Below are 19,224 nucleotides of genomic sequence, written 5' to 3'. Positions count from 1 at the left end.
CCTTTATTCAGTAAAGGGTTAATCAGTACCATCCGACGTTCACTAAAATACTCGTATTGATAAGCCATGGTGACTCGTCATTTATTGCCCACTCAATACTCGCGCTGGGTCAATACGACTGGCGCGCCGAGCCGGATACCAACTGGCAACCAGACTCAACACAATCGCCGTAGCCAGCACGCAGGCGACATCAAACCCGTGCAATTCCGAAGGCAGATAATCGATAAAATAGATATCACCGGACAAGAATTGATGACCAACCAATGTCTCCAGTCCGCTAATGATATTAGTCAGTTGCAAAGAGGCCACCACACCGATTACCACGCCGCTCAGACTGCCCACCAGCCCAGCCAGTAATCCATACCAGATGAAAATAGCGCGGATTAAACCGTCTTTGGCACCCAATGTCCGCAACACTGCGATATCACTGCTTTTATCTTTTACTGCCATGACGAGTGTGGAAACAATATTGAAACTGGCCACGCCCATCACCAACACCATGGCTAAATACATAATGGTGCGAATCATTTGAATATCGCGATACATATAGCCATAGGTTCCAATCCAACTGCTGTAATTGACGTAGGCATTAGAGGCCTCAGCCGCATTTCGGGTCAAATTATTGGCGTTAAAAACATCATTAAACTTTAAGGCAATGCCGGTCACACTGTTGCCCATATCCAGATACTGCTGAGCATCACTCAATGGCACCAGCGCCAAACTGTGATCCAGTTGCCCACTGAGTTGAAAAACGCCAGCGACCTGCAACCGAATACGTTTTGGCTGCAACAATTTCATTTCAGGATCGCTATTTGGGATCATCACTGTCAGCCAAGAACCCGGCTTAACACCCAAGGCATCTGCCAGGCCTTTGCCCAGAATGACTTGCTGTTGACCGGCTTTAAAATCTTTCCAAGCGTTGTCCTGCACAAACTTAGGCAACGCACTAAGTTGTTCTTCTTGTTGCGGATTGACACCTTTCACCTGCACTGCGCGCAATTGTGCGCCATTCTCCATCAGGCCGGTAAAATCAATATAAGGTGCGGCAGCCGCCACACCGGGCACTTGTTCAATCCGCTGTAAACTTTCATTCCAGCTATTGAAAGGCTGATCGAGAAAAGCGATCTGACCGTGAGGAACCACCGCCAACACGCGGTTTTTCAGTTCACGTTCAAAGCCGTTCATGGCACTCAGACCGATAATCAACACAGCAACGCCCAAGGCGATACCCAGTGTGGAGACCACCGAAATCATCGAGACCATACCACCGCGGCGACGACCGCGGCTGAAGCGTAAACCGATCAACAGTGAAAGGGGGAAACGACTCATTACTCCGCTCCCACCAACGTCAGGTTTTGCTGTAATTGGCCGTCACGCATTTCCAACTGGCGGTTCATTCGCTTAGCCAACTGCAAATCGTGGGTCACCACCAGAAATGCCGTGCCCTGTCGCACATTAAGCTCACCCAGCAAATTGAAAATACTGTCAGCATTACGTTGGTCTAAATTACCGGTCGGTTCATCAGCCAGTACCAGCGACGGGTTATTCACCAGCGAGCGGGCAATCGCCACCCGCTGCCGTTCTCCGCCAGACAGTTCGGCAGGACGATGTTGACTGCGCGGCTCCAGCCCGACTGCGAGCAGCATGGCCCGCGCTTGATCCTGCGCCTCCGCCGGTTTGCTCCCCCCGATCAACAACGGCATGGCGACGTTTTCCAATGCAGTGAAATCTGGCAGTAAATGGTGGAACTGGTAGATAAAACCGAGTTCCCTATTTCGTAATTCCGCTTTGGCGGCAGAAGACAACTGGCTTAGCGAGCGCCCCTGATAAATCACGTCGCCGGAAGTTGGTGAATCCAACCCGCCCAATAGATGCAACAAGGTACTTTTACCGGAGCCAGAGCTACCGACAATCGCCATCATTTCACCCGGCTGAATCGTGAAAGTCACATTACGCAATACGTCAGTATGCAGTTGCCCTTCCTGATAGCGTTTGCACAGGTTTTCGCACTGTAATAAAGGTTGGTTACTCATAACGTAAAGCCTCAGCGGGTTGAACGGCGGCAGCGCGCCAGGAAGGATAAAGCGTGGACAGTAGCGCAATGGCCATGGCCAACAGGGCGATCACCGTGACTTGCAGTGGATCAATGGCAACCGGCAGTGCTCCGCCGTCGATCAGCAAGCCCAATAACGGCATTAATACATTCAACTGGCTGGCAAATAAAATCCCCAATCCAGCCCCCAGCAGCGCCCCAATAATACCGGCACTCGCACCCTGCACCATAAACACCAGCATAATCTGGCGTCGAGTCAGCCCTTGGGTTTGCAATATTGCCACTTCCCCTTGCTTTTCCATCACCAATAAACCCAACGAGGTAATGATATTAAATGCTGCGACGGCAATGATCAGGCTTAATAGTAATCCCATCATATTCTTTTCCATTCGTACCGCTTGGAACAGTTCCCCTTTCCGCTCACGCCAATCTTTCCAAACGGTGCCTTCAGGCAGTGTTTGCTGGCTGAGGTTATCCACTTGTAAAGGATGCGACAGGAATAAACGCCAACCGGTAATATGGCCCGCTGGGTAGCGCATCAGGCGTGAAGCGTCTTGCTGGTTGACCAACAACTGGTAGTCATCCACTTCGCTGCCAGCGGCAAAGGTACCGATCACATTGAATAGGCGTTGGCTGGGAATACGGCCCATCGGCGTAAACTGGCTGGCACTGGGAACCATCAGGCGGATAGTTTCACCGCGGCTAACGCCCAGTTTTCCGGCCAATTTTTCACCCATAATCAGGTTGTATTGTCCCGGCTGTAAGTCGCGCAGATGAACGTTAACCAGTGAGTCACTCAGCGGTTCGTGCTGATCCGGATTAATACCCAGCATCACCCCGACGTTCACGCTACGCGGGCTTTGCAGCACCACTTCGCCTGTCGTCAGCGGCACAATGTCACTGACACCGCTTAAATTTTTCAAGGCGGAGGCAGGAATTTTTTCCGGATCGAGGGCACCTTTTGGCGTAGTAATTAACGCCTGTGGCATTAGCCCCAGAATATTGTTCTGCAAATCGCGCTCAAAGCCGTTCATTACCGATAATACGGTAATTAGCGCCATCACCCCAAGAGTAATCCCGATGGTTGATAACCATGAAACGAAACGACCAAAACGATCGGAAGCACGCCCGCGCATGTAACGCAGGCCAATAAATAGTGCGACAGGTTGATACATGAAATCTGTTGAGTTCCTGTTGCTAAAGCAAAGTGATCGAGGATAATAAAGCGTACCGCCGCTTTATGGAACCACTAACAGTCTATATCTCCGGCTTTTATTCCAGAAATAGCGCCAATTCCACAGCCTTGCTGTCATCGCATGCTAGGATAGGCAATACCGTTTTTACCGCAGTGCTGAACCAAAGAGATTGCTTAACTGCTTATGTCCCAACAATACCGTTACTCATTACCTGATCGCCGTGGCGATGTCCGCCAGCTAGGCCAGTTAACTGGCTCAGCCTGCGCCATTGAATGTGCCGAAATTATCGAGCGTCATCCCGGCCCGGTGATGCTTATTGCGCCGGATATGCAAAATGCGCTGCGTTTGCGGGATGAAATCCAGCAATTTACCTCTCACCATGTCAGCACGTTATCCGATTGGGAAACACTGCCCTACGACAGTTTCTCACCACATCAGGACATTATTTCCGCCCGTTTATCCTGCCTTTATCAATTGCCGAGCATGAAACGCGGCGTGATCATTCTACCCGTCAATACACTGATGCAGCGCGTGTGCCCCCACGAATTCCTCCACGGTCACGCACTGGTGATGGAAAAAGGCCAGCATTTATCGCGGGATAAGCTGCGCGCCCAGCTAGAGCAAGCTGGTTATCGCAGCGTCGATCAGGTTATGGAGCACGGTGAATTTGCCACCCGAGGTGCGTTGCTGGATTTATATCCTATGGGCAGCGAAGAACCTTATCGCATTGATTTCTTTGATGATGAAATCGATAGTCTGCGGGTGTTTGATGTGGATTCTCAGCGTACCCTAACGGAAGTGGATCACATCAATCTACTGCCTGCCCATGAGTTTCCTATCGATCAGGCCGCTATCGAGCTGTTTCGCAGCCAGTGGCGCGAGCAGTTTGAAGTACGGCGCGACCCGGAACATATTTATCAACAAGTCAGCAAAGGTATCTGGCCGGCTGGCATCGAATACTGGCAACCGCTGTTTTTCAGTCAGTCACTGCCATCGCTGTTTAGTTATCTACCGGATAACACCTTACTGGTGAATACCGGCGACCTCGAAGCCGCAGCCGAACGTTTCTGGCTGGATGTAAACCAGCGCTATGAGAGCCGCCGGATTGATCCGATGCGTCCACTGTTGGCTCCAGAAACGCTGTGGCTCCGAATCGATGGGCTATTTAGCGAGTTAAAAGCCTGGCCACGTATTCAGTTGAAAACCGAGGCCTTGCCCGATAAAACCGCCAATATCAATTTAGCGTATCAATCGCTGCCAGATATTGCTGTGCAAGCGCAGCAAAAAGCGCCGCTGGATAATTTGCGTCGTTTTATCGAAGGTTTTAGTGGCCGGGTGGTGTTCTCGGTGGAAAGTGAAGGACGCAGGGAAACGCTGCAAGATTTACTTGGCCGCGTCAAAATCAGCCCGAAACTGATCGCGCGTCTGGATGAAACCAGCAAGCCCGGCCATTATCTGATGATCGGTGCTGCTGAGCGTGGTTTCCTCGACAATCAGCGACAATTGGCGCTGATTTGCGAAAGCGATTTACTGGGTGAACGCGTCAGCCGCCGTCGCCAGGATAATCGTCGCACTATCAATACCGATACCTTGATTCGCAATCTGGCCGAATTGCGCCCCGGTCAGCCCGTCGTACATCTGGAACACGGTGTTGGTCGTTATTTGGGTCTCACTACGCTGGAAGCCGGTGGCATTAAGGCCGAATACCTGATTTTGACCTACGCCGGTGAAGATAAGCTCTATGTACCGGTTTCCTCTCTGCATCTGATTAGCCGTTATTCTGGGGGTGCCGATGAAAATGCCCCGCTGCACAAATTAGGTGGTGATGCCTGGAGTCGCGCCCGTCAGAAAGCGGCCGAGAAAGTGCGCGATGTGGCAGCCGAACTGCTGGATATCTATGCCCAACGCGCGGTGAAATCCGGCTTTAAATTCAAACTAGACCGCGAACAATACCCGCTGTTCTGCCAAAGCTTCCCATTTGAAACTACGCCAGATCAGGAGCAGGCTATCAATGCCGTCCTCAGCGATATGTGCCAACCACTGGCGATGGATCGTCTGGTTTGTGGTGATGTTGGTTTCGGTAAAACCGAAGTGGCAATGCGGGCTGCTTTCCTGGCTGTCAGCAATAATAAACAGGTCGCCGTATTGGTGCCGACGACCTTACTGGCACAACAGCATTTCGATAATTTCCGCGATCGTTTTGCCACCTGGCCCGTGCGTATCGAGATGTTATCCCGCTTCCGTAGCGCCAAAGAGCAGCAGGTTATTCTGGAGCAGGCGGCAGAAGGAAAAGTGGATATTCTTATCGGCACCCATAAATTGCTGCAAAGTGATTTGCACTGGAAAGACCTTGGCCTGTTGATCGTCGATGAAGAGCACCGCTTCGGGGTGCGCCACAAAGAGCGGATTAAAGCTATGCGCGCCGACGTGGATATTCTAACGCTGACGGCAACCCCTATTCCCCGCACGCTGAACATGGCCATGAGCGGGATGCGCGATTTATCCATTATCGCCACCCCACCCGCCCGACGTCTGGCGGTGAAAACGTTTGTCCGCGAGTATGACAGTCTGGTGGTGCGTGAGGCTATTCTGCGTGAAGTGCTGCGCGGTGGGCAGGTTTATTATCTGTATAACGATGTGGAAAATATTGAGAAAGCCACTCAACGACTGGCGGAATTGGTACCGGAGGCACGAATTGCCATTGGTCACGGTCAGATGCGTGAGCGGGATCTAGAACGGGTGATGAATGATTTCCATCATCAGCGCTTCAACGTATTGGTTTGCACCACCATTATTGAAACCGGCATCGATATTCCCAGCGCCAATACCATCATTATCGAGCGCGCCGATCACTTCGGTCTGGCACAGCTTCATCAGTTACGTGGCCGGGTCGGGCGTTCTCATCATCAGGCTTATGCTTACTTGCTGACACCCAATCCCAAAGCCATGACCACCGACGCGAAAAAACGCCTCGAGGCCATCGCTTCACTGGAGGATCTCGGTGCCGGTTTCGCATTGGCAACCCACGATCTGGAAATTCGGGGCGCGGGCGAACTGCTGGGTGAAGATCAAAGCGGTCAGATGACCACCATTGGTTTCTCTTTATATATGGAGCTATTGGAAAGTGCCGTTGATGCGTTGAAAGAAGGCCGCGAGCCGTCACTGGAGGATTTGACCAACAATCAGACCGAAATCGAACTACGCATGCCAGTACTGTTGCCAGATGATTTCATTCCAGATGTTAATATCCGTCTTTCATTCTATAAACGTATTGCCAGCGCTCATGATGACGTCGAGCTAGATGAATTGAAAGTTGAGCTGATTGACCGTTTCGGGTTATTGCCAGATGCAGCACGTTTCCTACTACAGGCCGCCTCACTGCGCCAGCATGCGCAGAAGTTGGGAATCAAGCGGATTGAGGGCAATGAGCGTGGTGGTTTTATCGAGTTCGGAGAGAAAAATAAAGTGGATCCGGTTTACCTGATTGGACTACTTCAGCACCAGCCGCAAATATTCCGTCTGGAAGGTTCGAGCAAACTAAAATTCATGCAGGATCTTAGCGATAGAAGCAACCGATTGAAATTCATCGAACAATTACTCACTGACTTCGAACAGCACCGGTTGGGATAACGGAAGTAAAGTGCTCAAACAGAGTCTTGGCCTAGCCATAGCATGGCTAGGCAGCCATTATTATTAGAAAGTGTTGTTGTTAGAAAAATGTGACTGCAAAAACAGTATTATCCGCAAATGACATTGGCGTCGGGCAGGAAAAAACCCGCGTCAATGTTAATGCCACTCGCTTAACCAAACAACCGGTTTGCCCGTTGTCCCTACTTTCTGTTAAACGATCAGAATTAACACTATACCGCGGGTTCTTGTTACTCAGTATTGGACAACAGATTGTCGATTATGCTCGATCATTCAGTATCAGTTGACCATTTTTATCCAGTAAAATCTGCGTGCCGGGATCACGATCCATGCGAATTTTACCCTGCTGATCGCCAATTTTGTAGGTTACGTCATATCCCAGCATTTTTTGTGATTTGTCATACACTGTTTGGCAGCGCTGCTGCGTGGTTGTGTAAGTATCACTTTCCTGCATATTATTTTGTACCCGATTACCGGCATAACCGCCCGCTAGCGCCCCAGCCACGGTAGCAATATCTTTACCACGGCCACCGCCAACCTGATGGCCCAATACGCCACCGGCTACGGCTCCCAGCACTGAACCAGCAATCTGGTTTTCATCCTGTACCGGTTTACGGTGAGTGACGGTGACATCACGGCATTGCTTACGCGGCGTTTTCACCGTTTCTTTAATCGGCGTTGCCGCGATAACCTGCGCATACTGAGGGGCACCTGAGAAGACATCCATACTTGCAACCGCAGCAATTCCCAGAGCTGCCGCAATACCAATACCCACGCCTGCTAACATTGATTTGTTCACAGGAAATCCTCCTAAAGTGTTATCACGCAATGTCTGCCGCCGACGTTGTATCTCAGTCCCTTCGCCTTCACGGCGACCCATCGGACAGCAACCTCGTAAGCAGAGCTTCGGGTTTTGGCGTGCGTGACTCGCCGATATTTTCGCGGTTAAGTCTGCACAATGTCATTTAGGACAGCAATAAGACAAACACCTCAAATTAGCTGATATGGGGTAGAAAACCCGGCTTTAGGAGAAATCTTAGTCATCATCTCGCTTATCACGGGATATTGTGCTGGAGAGAGGGTTTTACTCGCCGGTAGAGGCAATTCATCGGCGTGATAAAACAAAAAACCGCTGCCACGAATGACAACGGTTTTCTGTGCTACCGAAGGTGTCAGATCCGCAAAGCCGAATCTGGGCTTCCGATGATCAATGTAATTTCAGGCGCGGACGGATCACCCGATTAATACCACCTACCAGCATCATCAAGCCCGTTTTAGTATAACCGTGCAATGCCACTTGGTGCATACGGTACAATGAGATGTAAACCACGCGGGCTATACGGCCTTCAACCATCATTGAACCACGCATCAGGTTACCCATCAAGCTGCCTACGGTGCTGAATTTGGACAGTGAAACCAACGAACCATGATCTTTATACACGTAAGGCTTCATACTTTGACCATTCAGCAGTGCCAGAATGTTGCTGTAGCAACGGCTGGCCATTTGGTGAGCAGACTGAGCGCGAGGTGGCACAAAACCGCCGGCTGGCTGCGGACAAGATGCGCAGTCACCGATGGCAAAAATATTGGGATCACGAGTGGTTTGCAGCGTTGGCTCAACCACTAACTGGTTGATACGGTTGGTTTCCAGCCCAGCGATATCTTTCATAAAATCAGGTGCTTTAATCCCGGCAGCCCACACCATCAGGTCAGCATGAATCAATTCACCGTCTTTGGTATTCAGTCCGTTACTGTCGGCGCTGGTGACCATCGTTTTGGTTAAGACCCGTACGCCCAGCTTGGTCAACTCTTGATGAGCTGCGGCAGAAATACGCGGTGGCAACGCCGGCAGAATACGCTCACCAGCTTCCACCAAGGTGACATTCAGCGCCTGATTATCCAAACCTTCAAAACCGTAACTGTGCAGTTGTTTCACCGCATTATGCAGTTCAGCAGACAGTTCTACGCCCGTTGCACCACCGCCCACAATGGCAATGTTCACTTTGCCCTTCTCTCCCGGCTGGGCGGAATACTTCAGGAACAGGTTAAGCATTTCATTGTGGAAACGGTGCGCCTGATGCGGGTTATCAAGGAAAATACAGTTATCCTTGACGCCTGGGGTGCCGAAGTCATTGGAAGTACTGCCCAACGCCATGACCAGAATGTCATAAGACAATTCACGCTCGGTCACCAATACGTCGCCATGCTCATCACAGATTTTTGCTAGGCTAACGGTTTTGGTTTCCCGATTAATATTGGTTAATGAACCCAATTGGAAATTGAAAGCATGATGACGAGCATGAGCCAGATAGCTCAGCGCATCTACACCATCATCCAGCGATCCGGTTGCGACTTCATGCAACAGCGGCTTCCACAAATGGCTGTGGTTGCGATCGACCAGAACAATCTCCGCTTTTTTACTGCGACCCAGTTTGTGACCCAGGCTCGTTGCCAGTTCCAGTCCGCCAGCACCACCACCAATAATAACGATTTTCTTCTTTGGCGTTGTCAAAATGACCCCCTAAATGTGAACCAATTGTTAGCTAAGAGTAAAAGAATAATATCCTTAGATAACATAGGGTTCGCTTGAGCTAATTTAATAATCTGCCGTCAGAATATCATGCAGGGTCATTTGGTCATACCAAAATTGACATATATCAATTTATTTTGATTAAAGCTTCAACAGGCTATTTTTTTCTGGAATAAGATTCATAGAGTTAGCGCTAAATCACAGTTTTAAAATTTCACTGTCTATGATAAAAAATAGCGGTAACAGGCCTTTTTTGCGAAAGAAAAAGCCCAAAAAGATCGCGGTGAACGATCTTTTTGGGCCTTTGTCATCAGGTTAAAATGTTAATCGAGGGTTTTAAATGCCTTGATCCGTTTCAAATGGACGGAGAGATCTTTAAATTTGTGCCCCTGTTTTTCATCCCAGACGATTTCGTAATACGGATGCAGTGCTGCCGCGGTACGCTGACTATCCAAGGCTTCATCATGGCGTGAAAGCACCGCTAAACAGCGATCGCGATTTTTCTCACGAAAATCACGGACACATTTGGTATCAATATCCAAATATTCTTCTGGCCGGTCTATTTTTCCGCTCATATTCTCTTGCGGGAATAAATTCGGATTAACAGCTACCTGCCGGATACTGCACAAGAAACCGATGCGCTCGGCCCAGAACCCGCCCAAACCCACACCACAAATCAGCGGATGGCTGTCGCCGCCCTGCTGTATCGCTTTATCTACTTCCTTCAGTAAATGCTGCATATCGTGTCGCGGATGTAAGGTGCTATAGCTGATAAAACGGACATCCGGATCGATAAACTGCAATTGCAGTATCTTTTCGTGATTGCCCGGACTGGTTGAATCAAAACCATGTAAATAGACGATCATTATTATCCTCGCGACGACAGGGTCAACCACACCGGATATTCCCCGATGCGTGACTTAGTTCCCTAACCCTTGCTTATGGGTATCCCAACGCTCGCTAAGCGCCGCTAACGCTTTATTGGCCTGCTGCCAACGCGCGGAGCCAAGCAGCTCTTTGCGGCTGAACTGCCCACGATGATACAATTGACTCAGTTTATCTGCCTTGATCGGGGACAGATTATCCAACACGCTCACCGCACCTTGACGATGGTTACATACCAGAATCATATCGCAACCTGCATCCAGTGAAGCCTGACCACGTTCGGCATAGCTGCCCATTATCGCCGCACCTTCCATGGATAAATCGTCAGAGAAAATAATCCCCTCGAAACCGAGTTCCTGACGCAATATCTGTTGCAGCCAATAGGCCGAGCCGCTAGCCGGGCGGGGATCAGCATCGGTGTAGATCACGTGAGCTGGCATAATGGCATCCAACAGCTTACGCTGAATGAGCTCACGAAATATAACCATATCATGTGCGCGGATTTCTGCCAGTGGTCGTGTATCTCGCGGTGTTTCTTTATGTGAATCTGCCGTTACGGCACCGTGGCCGGGGAAATGCTTACCGGTCGTTTTCATCCCAGCGCTGTGCATGCCCATAATGAAGCGCTCAGCCATTTCCAGCGCCTTGAGCGGCTCACTGTGGAATGAGCGTTCACCGATGGCGGCACTGACATGGCCGATATCCAGTACTGGCGCAAAGCTGATATCAATATCCATCGCTATCATTTCCGCTGCCATCAGCCAACCGGCTTCTTGCGCCAAACGTCCTGCGGTTTCCGCATCGTTAAGCGCGGCAAAAGACTGAGCAGCAGGTAAGCGGGTAAATCCTTCGCGAAAACGTTGCACTCGTCCCCCTTCCTGATCCACTGCCACCACCAGACGATCTCGCGAGGCTGCGCGGATTTGCCGCACCAGCTCACGCAGTTGTTCCGCATCATGGAAGTTACGGCTGAACAAAATCAGCCCACCCACCAGCGGGTGCTGCAAAATTTCACGTTCTTCAGCATCCAGCTCGTAGCTGGCGACATCTAACATCACTGGACCCACAACGACCTCACGTTATTCAAAAAAATATGTCACGTTATCTGCTCGGATTTAACGATCAGGCAGATGGAATCTCTGGCGCAGCGGTGCTGCCCAGTGTAGAAAAGCACGGTCGCCCGTTTGTTGCCAACGGACTTCAAACCACATCAGCATCAGATAATCAACCCAAGTGAACCAGTTGTGGATCTGTTGCATTAATAATGGGGTATCGCGGTAAGCATCCGGCCGCTGGCAATACTGTTGTAAAAATCGCTGCTGCTGTGCCACTTGCCAGCCATTGCTGCGAAATAATGCCGCCAGTTCCAGCGCAATATCGCCATCTGCCGCATACTCCCAATCAATCAATTTCAAGCCGGAAGTTGTCGATATAATATTTCCCGGATGAATATCCATATGTAAGGGCGCGAGTTTAAGTGGCTTGGGGAGTGAACCTGTCAGAAAAGATCGGTGTAATCGCAACCAGTTAGCTGAGCGGCGGGAGGCAGCCATCTGCTCACCATAGCATTCTAATTGCCGACGAAGGTTCAGCGTATAGCCTGTGCGGGGCAACTGATGCAGTTTTACCACCAAGGTTGCCAGTGCGCCCTGCTCGGCGATTTGGATAAAACCGGCCTCATTGAGCACCTCACCATCCAGCCACTCGACCAATAGCCATTCACGATTTGATGCCACCCTGCGTGGTGCAAGGCCTCGGGCTGCCATTTTTTGCAAAATCCGACCTTCTCGCTGGCGATAAACTCCCAACTGCGCCTTGGCGCTAGACTGTTCCCGCGCCAACCATTGAATGCCATCACCACGGATTCGCCAGCTTTCCCCTGTCAGACCTGATACTGGGCTAAAATGGCAACCGGCGGTATTATCCGCCGGTATCAGGGTACTTATCCACGCACGCAGACGCTGTTCAACGCTGTACGTTGCCATGACCCGACCAGATGATTTCGCCGGTCTGCACCAACATTAACTGCATATCAATAACTGGAGCTTTCACATCGCCACTCACATCGCTGTACAATACATATTGGGCACTGACATACCGCGCCAAACCAATCGCCTTGGTACGAGAGCCAAGACTGTCATCTTCAGACAGACCCAAGGTTTGTTTCGCCGTCGCCAACTGTGTCGCAGGAATCAATGCAAATTTTTTGTTTGATGACAGCACCTGATGTAATGCAGCAGTGGCTTTACCCATCTGTAATGAGCCATTAGTATTGTTCTTAACACTATCGAGCAACAATACGCTACCTGCGGCGACATCGTTAGCATTCACCATGTTAGCGACCAATGGCTCAACGCTGGCAACCCAGTCCATCGGCTGCGGTGCTTTCGGTGGTTGCGGTACTATATCGACAGGTGGCTTTTCAATCGGTGGTATCGGTGTCACTGGCGTTACTGGCTCAATGGTCGCAGGCGGCTCGGTCGGCTCTGGCGGCCGGGAGGGACAACCGGTCAACACCAACGCGGCCAATGCCACAAATAAATACCTTTTCATTATCCCACTCCAACAGCACAATTATAAAAACAGATAGAGGCGCACACGGCGCGCATCCAGATTGGGGGTGACCGACACAACATCAATATCCGAACCCGGTGCAAGAGTCAGCGTTCGCGGAGTCTCAAACGGCAATAAGTCTAATCCCTGAGCGTCATACCAATAAAAACGATAGGATACTTTGACCGGTTTAGTATTGCCATTACTCAAGTTTACCGTCGCAATGCTGCGCCCAGATTGGGTTGATATTACCGGTTTACCTGCGAGAATACCGGCCGTGAGCAGCGGTGAATTCATCACCACCGACTGTTGTTCATTAACGGAAATACCTTTAGGTGAACTGCACCCTGACAAGGCAACAACCGGAACCAGTACCATCATCAGCAATATAAACGCCTGTATACGGCGCATAGCATGACCTCATTCAAAAGAAGGTCGGGCAGGATAACATCACTGACGGCCTACCCAACTATTTACGGTTCAACAACGGTCCGAGTGGCTGTCCACCCACCAAATGCATATGAATATGATAGACCTCCTGCCCGCCATGACGATTACAATTCATAATCAAGCGATAGCCGTCTTCGGCAATACCTTCCTGTTTGGCGATTTTAGCCGCCACAGTGACCATTCTTCCCAATGCCATTTCGTGTTCAGCAGTGACATCGTTAACGGTAGGGATCAATAGGTTAGGAATGATAAGAATATGAGTCGGTGCCTGCGGGGCAATATCACGGAAAGCGGTCACCAGCTCATCCTGATAAATCACATCAGCCGGAATTTCACGGCGGATAATTTTACTGAAAATCGTTTCTTCGGCCATCACATATTTCCTTGGTAAGGGAGAAGTCAGTGCATGCAGTATGAGCGAGAATTTCTATCTTTATCAACCTCATTAAGTATTTTACGCCATGAGTACCGCAGAATCGCCCAGTTTTCTCCGCAATTTATCTTGCCGTCACCCCAGGTCAAGAAAGAATGTAGATTCAGTGGGTACCCGAGGCCTGATTATACTCAAAACCGCATAGGTTTCAGCTTAACCATAAGCGTGAATATTATTACTATCGCCATGTAAAACGCAAAAAAAGGAGGCTTTCGCCTCCTTTTGCACTCCCCGGTCTGAATTAATGGTTACGAATATATTCGTCCATATCAGTTTTCAGGTTATCAGATTTAGTCCCGAAGATAGCCTGAACACCAGAGCCTGCGACAACGACGCCAGCTGCTCCCAGTTTTTTCAGTCCAGCTTGGTCAACCTTGGATATATCCGCCACGCTAACGCGAAGACGAGTAATGCAGGCATCCAAATTGGTAATGTTATCTTTACCACCAAAGGCTTCAACCAATGCAGCTGACATTTCTGTACCGCTCTGCGTCGTTTGTTCAGTGCTTGCGTCTTCACGACCAGGCGTTTTCAGATCCAGTTTGGCAATCAGCACGCGGAAGATGGTGTAGTACACCAGACCGTAGCAGATACCAACCAGAGGGAACAGCCAGATACGGCTACTGTTGCCACTCAGCACCACGAAGTCGATCAATCCGTGGGAGAAACTGGTCCCGTCGCGCATCCCCAACAGAATACAGATTGGGAAAGCCAGGCCCGCCAGGATGGCGTGGATAACATACAGAATCGGAGCGACAAACATGAAGGAGAACTCGATTGGCTCGGTAATACCGGTCAAGAACGAGGTCAATGCCGCAGAAATCATGATACCGCCGACTTTAGCGCGGTTCTCCGGTTTGGCTGAGTGCCAAATCGCAATTGCCGCCGCTGGCAGGCCGTACATTTTAAACAGGAAACCACCGGATAGTTTACCCGCAGTTGGGTCACCGGCCATATAACGTGGAATATCACCGTGGAATACCTGACCGGCTGCGTTGGTGTATTCACCAATTTGCATTTGGAAAGGAACGTTCCAGATATGGTGCAGACCGAACGGCACCAGTGAACGCTCAACCACGCCGTAGATGCCGAAAGCCACTACAGAGTTTTGGTAAGCCGCCCATTGAGAGAAGGTCTGGATAGCCGTACCGATGGGTGGCCAGATGAAGGACAGCGCCACACCCAGAAAGATCGCGGTAAAACCGGAGATAATCGGGACGAAACGTTTACCCGCGAAGAAGCCCAGGTACTCAGGCAACTTAATGCGATAGAAGCGGTTAAACATATAGGCGGCTATCGCACCCGCAATGATCCCGCCCAGCACACCGGTGTCGGCTAAATGCTTGGCAGCAATCTCTTCCGCAGGCAGATGCAGAACCAACGGAGCCACCACCGCCATGGTTTTCACCATGATGCCGTAAGCAACAACCGCGGCCAGTGCAGATACACCGTCGTTATTGGTAAAGCCCAGAGCGACACCAATAGCAAAAATCAACGGCATATTGGCGAATACTGAACCGCCCGCTTCTGCCATAACGTGAGAGACTACCGACGGTAGCCAGCTAAAATTCGCGGAACCCACACCCAGCAGGATACCTGCAATAGGGAGGACGGATACCGGAAGCATTAGCGATTTACCTACTTTCTGTAGGTTTGCAAATGCGTTCTTAAACATAGTTGAGTGTGCTCCTGAGTAAAGTGCTTTCTTACTGCTTCTCGCTTTTATTGGCGTGACAAAGGGGGGGAGTAAAACCTTTGCGAATCGGGGTATCTACAGCACCCCTTTAATTATTACGAAGAGTAAAATAAATAGCCTGCTTAATGTTTGATGGCAGTCACGTTTCTTTGAAGAAGCCACCTAATCCTGTATAAAAAGGCCAATTCTCGTAAAGAAATGTCAATAAAAAACGTCCACCCGTTATAAATAGGGTGGAAACATTACTCGTTTACTCGATTAATTACGAGCTTAAAAATAACTATTACTGCTTGTATGATTTGATTGTGGCAGATTGTGCTAAATCGTCCAGATGAAACAGACGACAAAAGTTTGCGGTAGTCGCTTCAGCCAGCGTTTCCAAACTCACACCTTTTAATACCGCCATATATTCAGCAACATCACGAACGTAGGCAGGTTGGTTTTCTTTGCCACGATGAGGAACTGGCGCCAAATAAGGCGAATCGGTCTCAACCAGAATACGATCCAGCGGCACATAACGGGCAACATCGCGTAATTGTTCAGCATTTCGGAATGTCACGATACCAGAGAAAGAAATATAGAAACCCAGATCCAGCAAAGTTTCTGCTGTGGCAATATCCTCAGTGAAGCAATGCAATACCCCACCGCACTCCTGAGCCTGTTCTTCTCTTAAGATAGCCAGCGTATCGACCCGTGCATCGCGAGTATGGACAATCACCGGTTTATTCAGATCCCGGCCAAGACGAATATGCTCGCGGAATGAAGCTTGCTGTAACGGAATATTATCCTGCTGATAGAAGTAGTCCAGCCCGGTTTCCCCCATTGCCACTACGTTTTCAGCTGCGGCCAGAGTTCTCAACTCCTGAAAGTCATAGCCACCGTCCAGATTCAACGGATGCACACCGCAGGAAAACGCCACTTCTGGGCGCTCACCAATCATTGATGTCATGGCGCGAAAACCGGGTAAGGTAGTGGCAACTGCCAGCATAAAGCCCACATCACGGGATTTCGCCTTGGCAACTACGTCATCGACGCTGGTATGCAGCCCTTGATAATCCAGACTGTCCAGATGGCAATGAGAATCGACTAACAACATAATAATTAAACTCTTTTACAACGAATGAGAAAAGGTACGATCAGCACCGGACAGTCTGTTTTCCCAATTGAGCAATTGCTCAGTCAGTAACAATTCGCGGTTAACGCCGACGACAGAAGATAATTGATGGCGACAATGTAGCCATTGATTAGCCGATTGAAGCAGTGCAGAAATCGGCGTTGACTGGGCAAGCTGTTGCACCAATTGCCGCTGATCCTGGTTCACGATAAAGTTGCCCGCCCCCTGCTGCCATTTCAACGCATCTAATAGCAAAGAGGATAGCCAATGCAGGCGTTCACTGACGTTATCGTGGTTCAGCTGTGGCAACAGAGACATCAGGTCTTGCCGGGATAATCCTTCACTAAGAGCCTGACACAGCGCCGTGCGTTGCGCCCAACGTTCCGGCTGTAATAATTGCTCGGCGGCAATAGGCCCACCTTCACTGAGCTGTAACGCAGCCAGCATCGCCACCGGCTCGGCACTGACTTGCCGCCCCAACCACTGCATGCTCAATGCAGTTTCAGGGCTGGAAAAGTGCCAGTAAAAGCATCGACTACGCAGCGTCGGTAGTAAACGGGAAGGCTCAACACATCGCAATAGGAAGTAAGTCTTTTCCGGCGGCTCTTCCAGTGTTTTTAGCAACGCGTTGGCCGCTGCGTCAGTCAGGGATTCTGCTTGTGGTAACCAGATCACTTTGGCTCCACCCTGTTGAGCATGGGAATAAAGTGTCTCAATAAGGGTTCGCACTCGCTCGACTCCGATACTGCTTTTGCCTTTCTCCGGCGTCAACACATGCCAGTCGGGATGATTGCCAGCCAACATCAGGCGGCAACTGTGACATTCCCCGCAGCTTTTCTCCCCCTGACGCTGCTGGCACATCAACCAACGACTCAAGCCATAAATCAGCGCATCAGCACCATTGCCGGGCAAGGCATGCACCAGTAAGGCGTGATGACCACGACCGGCAATATGTTGCCCAACCAACTGACGATAAGGCGCATTCAGCCACGGATACCAATTCATTACGCAGTTTCCCGTGAAACTAGCCACTCAGTCAGTGCGCGACGAATAGCGGCGCTAACATTCTCCAATGACTGAGAAGCATCAATGGTCAGAATAGTGTCATCAGCGGCGGCCAGTGCCAAATAGCGCTCGCGAGTACGCTCGAAGAAAGCCAGTGATTCTTGCTCGATACGATCCAGTTCTCCGCGCTGCCGGGCACGTTGCAAGCCAATAGCGGGAGGCAAATCCAGATACAGCGTCAGATCCGGCCTAAATGTGCCAAGAACCGTATCCCGTAGAGAGGTCATCAGTTGACTATCGATACCACGGCCTCCCCCTTGATAAGCTTGCGAAGAAAGATCGTGCCGATCGCCCACCACCCAGGCACCACGCGCCAGTGCCGGCTTAATGACATTCTCCACTAATTGCACCCGCGCGGCATACAGCATCAGAACTTCGGCTTTATCGGTCAGCTCTTCGCCATCAATACCTTGCTTAATCAGGTCGCGCAATTTTTCGGCCAACGGCGTGCCGCCCGGCTCGCGGGTAAAGACGATATCGTTAATGCCCTGTGCCTGCAGTGTAGCGACCACGGTATCTCTGGCGGTGGTTTTACCCGCCCCTTCCAGGCCTTCAATAACGATAAATTTACTGTCCATTCTTTTCCTTTAGCGCCTGACGATAAACGCGTACCGCCTGATTATGGCTGGCTAGATTAGTGGTAAAAGTATGTCCGCCCTTACCATCAGCGACAAAGTAGAGATAAGGCGTTTTAGCCGGATGAGCCGCGGCCTTCAATGAGGCCAAGCCCGGCATGGCGATCGGTGTGGGTGGCATCCCGGCAATCACATAAGTATTATACGGTGTTGGCGTCTCTAAATCTTTACGGGTGATGGTTCCACTGTATTTATCACCCAAACCATAGATTACCGTCGGATCGGTTTGCAGCCGCATACCGATGCGCAATCGGTTGATAAACACCGAGGCCACTTTGGTTCGCTCATCATTGACTGCCGTTTCCTTCTCAATGATCGATGCCATGGTCACTAAGTCATTGGGATTTTTGTACGGCAAAGCATCGTCTCGTGCCTGCCAGATCTCTTCTACCGTTTTTTCCATCTTCCTATGTGCCCGTTTCAACAAGGCCAGATCGGTGGTACCGGCAGTATAAGCATAGGTATCTGGATACAACCAACCCTCTGGATGTTCGGTATCTTTCAGGCCGATAAGACGGGCGATTTCGACGTTACTTTTGCCCGCCAATTCATGTTTGACGTATTCAGCCTGTTTCAGTTCGTCCAGCCAATCACTCAGACGAGTGCCCTCGATAAAGCGGATCGTAAACTGAGCCTCTTTGCCACTGGCGAGTAATAGCAACATTTGGCGTACGGTCATGCCCGGAGTGAACCGATAAGTGCCTGCCTTGAATTTGGCTAACTCTGGATCGATACGCAATAACCACGGGAACAAGCGACTGTCGACAACGAGATGATCTTGCAGTAATAAAGTTTCAAGACCGACGCGCCCGGTGCCCGCTGGCAGGGTGAAAATAGTGTCCTGTTTGATGGTTAGCGGCGCGTTGGCAAAGTTTTGCACTTTTTGATAACCAAAAAACAGCAAACCCAGGCAAATTGCGACAAGGATGGTGAGTACTCTGAGTTTTTTTCTTTTCATCTATCGGC

17 protein-coding genes are annotated in these 19,224 nt (G+C 50.2%); 1 reads left to right on the top strand and 16 read right to left on the bottom strand.

Annotation, left to right across the window (positions count from 1 at the left end):
- Positions 1-81: 81 nt before the first annotated feature.
- Genes lolE through lolC form a run of 3 tightly spaced genes read right to left on the bottom strand, consistent with a single transcriptional unit; the run spans position 82 to position 3,228 of the window.
- A complete protein-coding gene (gene lolE, locus DJ39_RS09965) occupies positions 82-1,329 on the bottom strand; it encodes a lipoprotein-releasing ABC transporter permease subunit LolE (RefSeq protein ID WP_004719034.1) in 1,248 nt (415 codons plus the stop codon).
- On the bottom strand, positions 1,329-2,033 hold the full coding sequence (gene lolD, locus DJ39_RS09960) for a lipoprotein-releasing ABC transporter ATP-binding protein LolD (RefSeq protein ID WP_038241643.1): 705 nt from the start codon (positions 2,031-2,033) through the stop codon (positions 1,329-1,331). The genes lolE and lolD overlap by 1 nt, the downstream gene beginning before the upstream one ends.
- Complete coding sequence (gene lolC, locus DJ39_RS09955; RefSeq protein WP_004719033.1) at positions 2,026-3,228, bottom strand: lipoprotein-releasing ABC transporter permease subunit LolC; 1,203 nt, start codon at positions 3,226-3,228, stop codon at positions 2,026-2,028. Before lolC ends, lolD begins: the two co-directional genes overlap by 8 nt.
- 204 nt (positions 3,229-3,432) lie before the next feature.
- Here lolC and mfd point away from each other — a divergent pair, with 204 nt between their 5' ends.
- Entirely contained in the window at positions 3,433-6,879 is a 3,447-nt protein-coding gene (gene mfd, locus DJ39_RS09950) for a transcription-repair coupling factor (protein WP_004719032.1), read from the top strand.
- Between the two features lie 277 nt (positions 6,880-7,156).
- Here mfd and DJ39_RS09945 read toward each other — a convergent pair whose 3' ends face one another.
- From DJ39_RS09945 to mltG, 13 genes are all read right to left on the bottom strand, one after another.
- Complete coding sequence (locus tag DJ39_RS09945; protein WP_038241694.1) at positions 7,157-7,696, bottom strand: glycine zipper 2TM domain-containing protein; 540 nt, start codon at positions 7,694-7,696, stop codon at positions 7,157-7,159.
- A 408-nt stretch (positions 7,697-8,104) separates the two neighbouring features.
- Positions 8,105-9,409, bottom strand: coding sequence for an NAD(P)/FAD-dependent oxidoreductase (locus tag DJ39_RS09940; protein WP_004719028.1), 1,305 nt, complete (start codon positions 9,407-9,409; stop codon positions 8,105-8,107).
- A gap of 341 nt (positions 9,410-9,750) precedes the next feature.
- Positions 9,751-10,293, bottom strand: coding sequence for an alpha/beta hydrolase YcfP (ycfP, locus tag DJ39_RS09935; RefSeq protein ID WP_004719026.1), 543 nt, complete (start codon positions 10,291-10,293; stop codon positions 9,751-9,753).
- A gap of 54 nt (positions 10,294-10,347) precedes the next feature.
- A complete protein-coding gene (gene nagZ / locus DJ39_RS09930) occupies positions 10,348-11,367 on the bottom strand; it encodes a beta-N-acetylhexosaminidase (protein ID WP_170854674.1) in 1,020 nt (339 codons plus the stop codon).
- A 60-nt stretch (positions 11,368-11,427) separates the two neighbouring features.
- Positions 11,428-12,297 carry a thiamine kinase gene (gene thiK, locus DJ39_RS09925; protein WP_038251337.1) on the bottom strand — a complete coding sequence of 290 codons (870 nt, stop codon included), beginning with the start codon at positions 12,295-12,297 and terminating at the stop codon, positions 11,428-11,430.
- On the bottom strand, positions 12,278-12,865 hold the full coding sequence (lpoB, locus tag DJ39_RS09920; protein ID WP_004719021.1) for a penicillin-binding protein activator LpoB: 588 nt from the start codon (positions 12,863-12,865) through the stop codon (positions 12,278-12,280). The genes thiK and lpoB overlap by 20 nt, the downstream gene beginning before the upstream one ends.
- A gap of 21 nt (positions 12,866-12,886) precedes the next feature.
- Positions 12,887-13,276 carry a YcfL family putative periplasmic lipoprotein gene (locus tag DJ39_RS09915; RefSeq protein ID WP_004719018.1) on the bottom strand — a complete coding sequence of 130 codons (390 nt, stop codon included), beginning with the start codon at positions 13,274-13,276 and terminating at the stop codon, positions 12,887-12,889.
- Between the two features lie 58 nt (positions 13,277-13,334).
- Positions 13,335-13,688: a purine nucleoside phosphoramidase gene (gene hinT, locus DJ39_RS09910; RefSeq protein ID WP_004719016.1), complete on the bottom strand. Its 354-nt coding sequence runs from the start codon at positions 13,686-13,688 to the stop codon at positions 13,335-13,337.
- Between the two features lie 301 nt (positions 13,689-13,989).
- On the bottom strand, positions 13,990-15,423 hold the full coding sequence (gene ptsG / locus DJ39_RS09905; protein WP_004719015.1) for a PTS glucose transporter subunit IIBC: 1,434 nt from the start codon (positions 15,421-15,423) through the stop codon (positions 13,990-13,992).
- Between the two features lie 304 nt (positions 15,424-15,727).
- Positions 15,728-16,540, bottom strand: a complete 813-nt coding sequence (locus tag DJ39_RS09900; RefSeq protein WP_004719013.1) for a metal-dependent hydrolase — start codon at positions 16,538-16,540, stop codon at positions 15,728-15,730.
- A gap of 15 nt (positions 16,541-16,555) precedes the next feature.
- Positions 16,556-17,563: a DNA polymerase III subunit delta' gene (gene holB, locus DJ39_RS09895; protein ID WP_004719011.1), complete on the bottom strand. Its 1,008-nt coding sequence runs from the start codon at positions 17,561-17,563 to the stop codon at positions 16,556-16,558.
- Positions 17,563-18,201, bottom strand: a complete 639-nt coding sequence (gene tmk, locus DJ39_RS09890) for a dTMP kinase (protein WP_038251335.1) — start codon at positions 18,199-18,201, stop codon at positions 17,563-17,565. Before tmk ends, holB begins: the two co-directional genes overlap by 1 nt.
- On the bottom strand, positions 18,191-19,216 hold the full coding sequence (gene mltG / locus DJ39_RS09885; protein WP_004719009.1) for an endolytic transglycosylase MltG: 1,026 nt from the start codon (positions 19,214-19,216) through the stop codon (positions 18,191-18,193). Before mltG ends, tmk begins: the two co-directional genes overlap by 11 nt.
- Positions 19,217-19,224 lie beyond the last annotated feature (8 nt).

Origin of the sequence: Yersinia ruckeri ATCC 29473 (assembly GCF_000754815.1) — a bacterium.
Taxonomy (GTDB): domain Bacteria; phylum Pseudomonadota; class Gammaproteobacteria; order Enterobacterales; family Enterobacteriaceae; genus Yersinia; species Yersinia ruckeri.
Note: the sequence above shows the minus strand (reverse complement) of the source record. Positions and strands in the feature narration are given on the sequence as shown.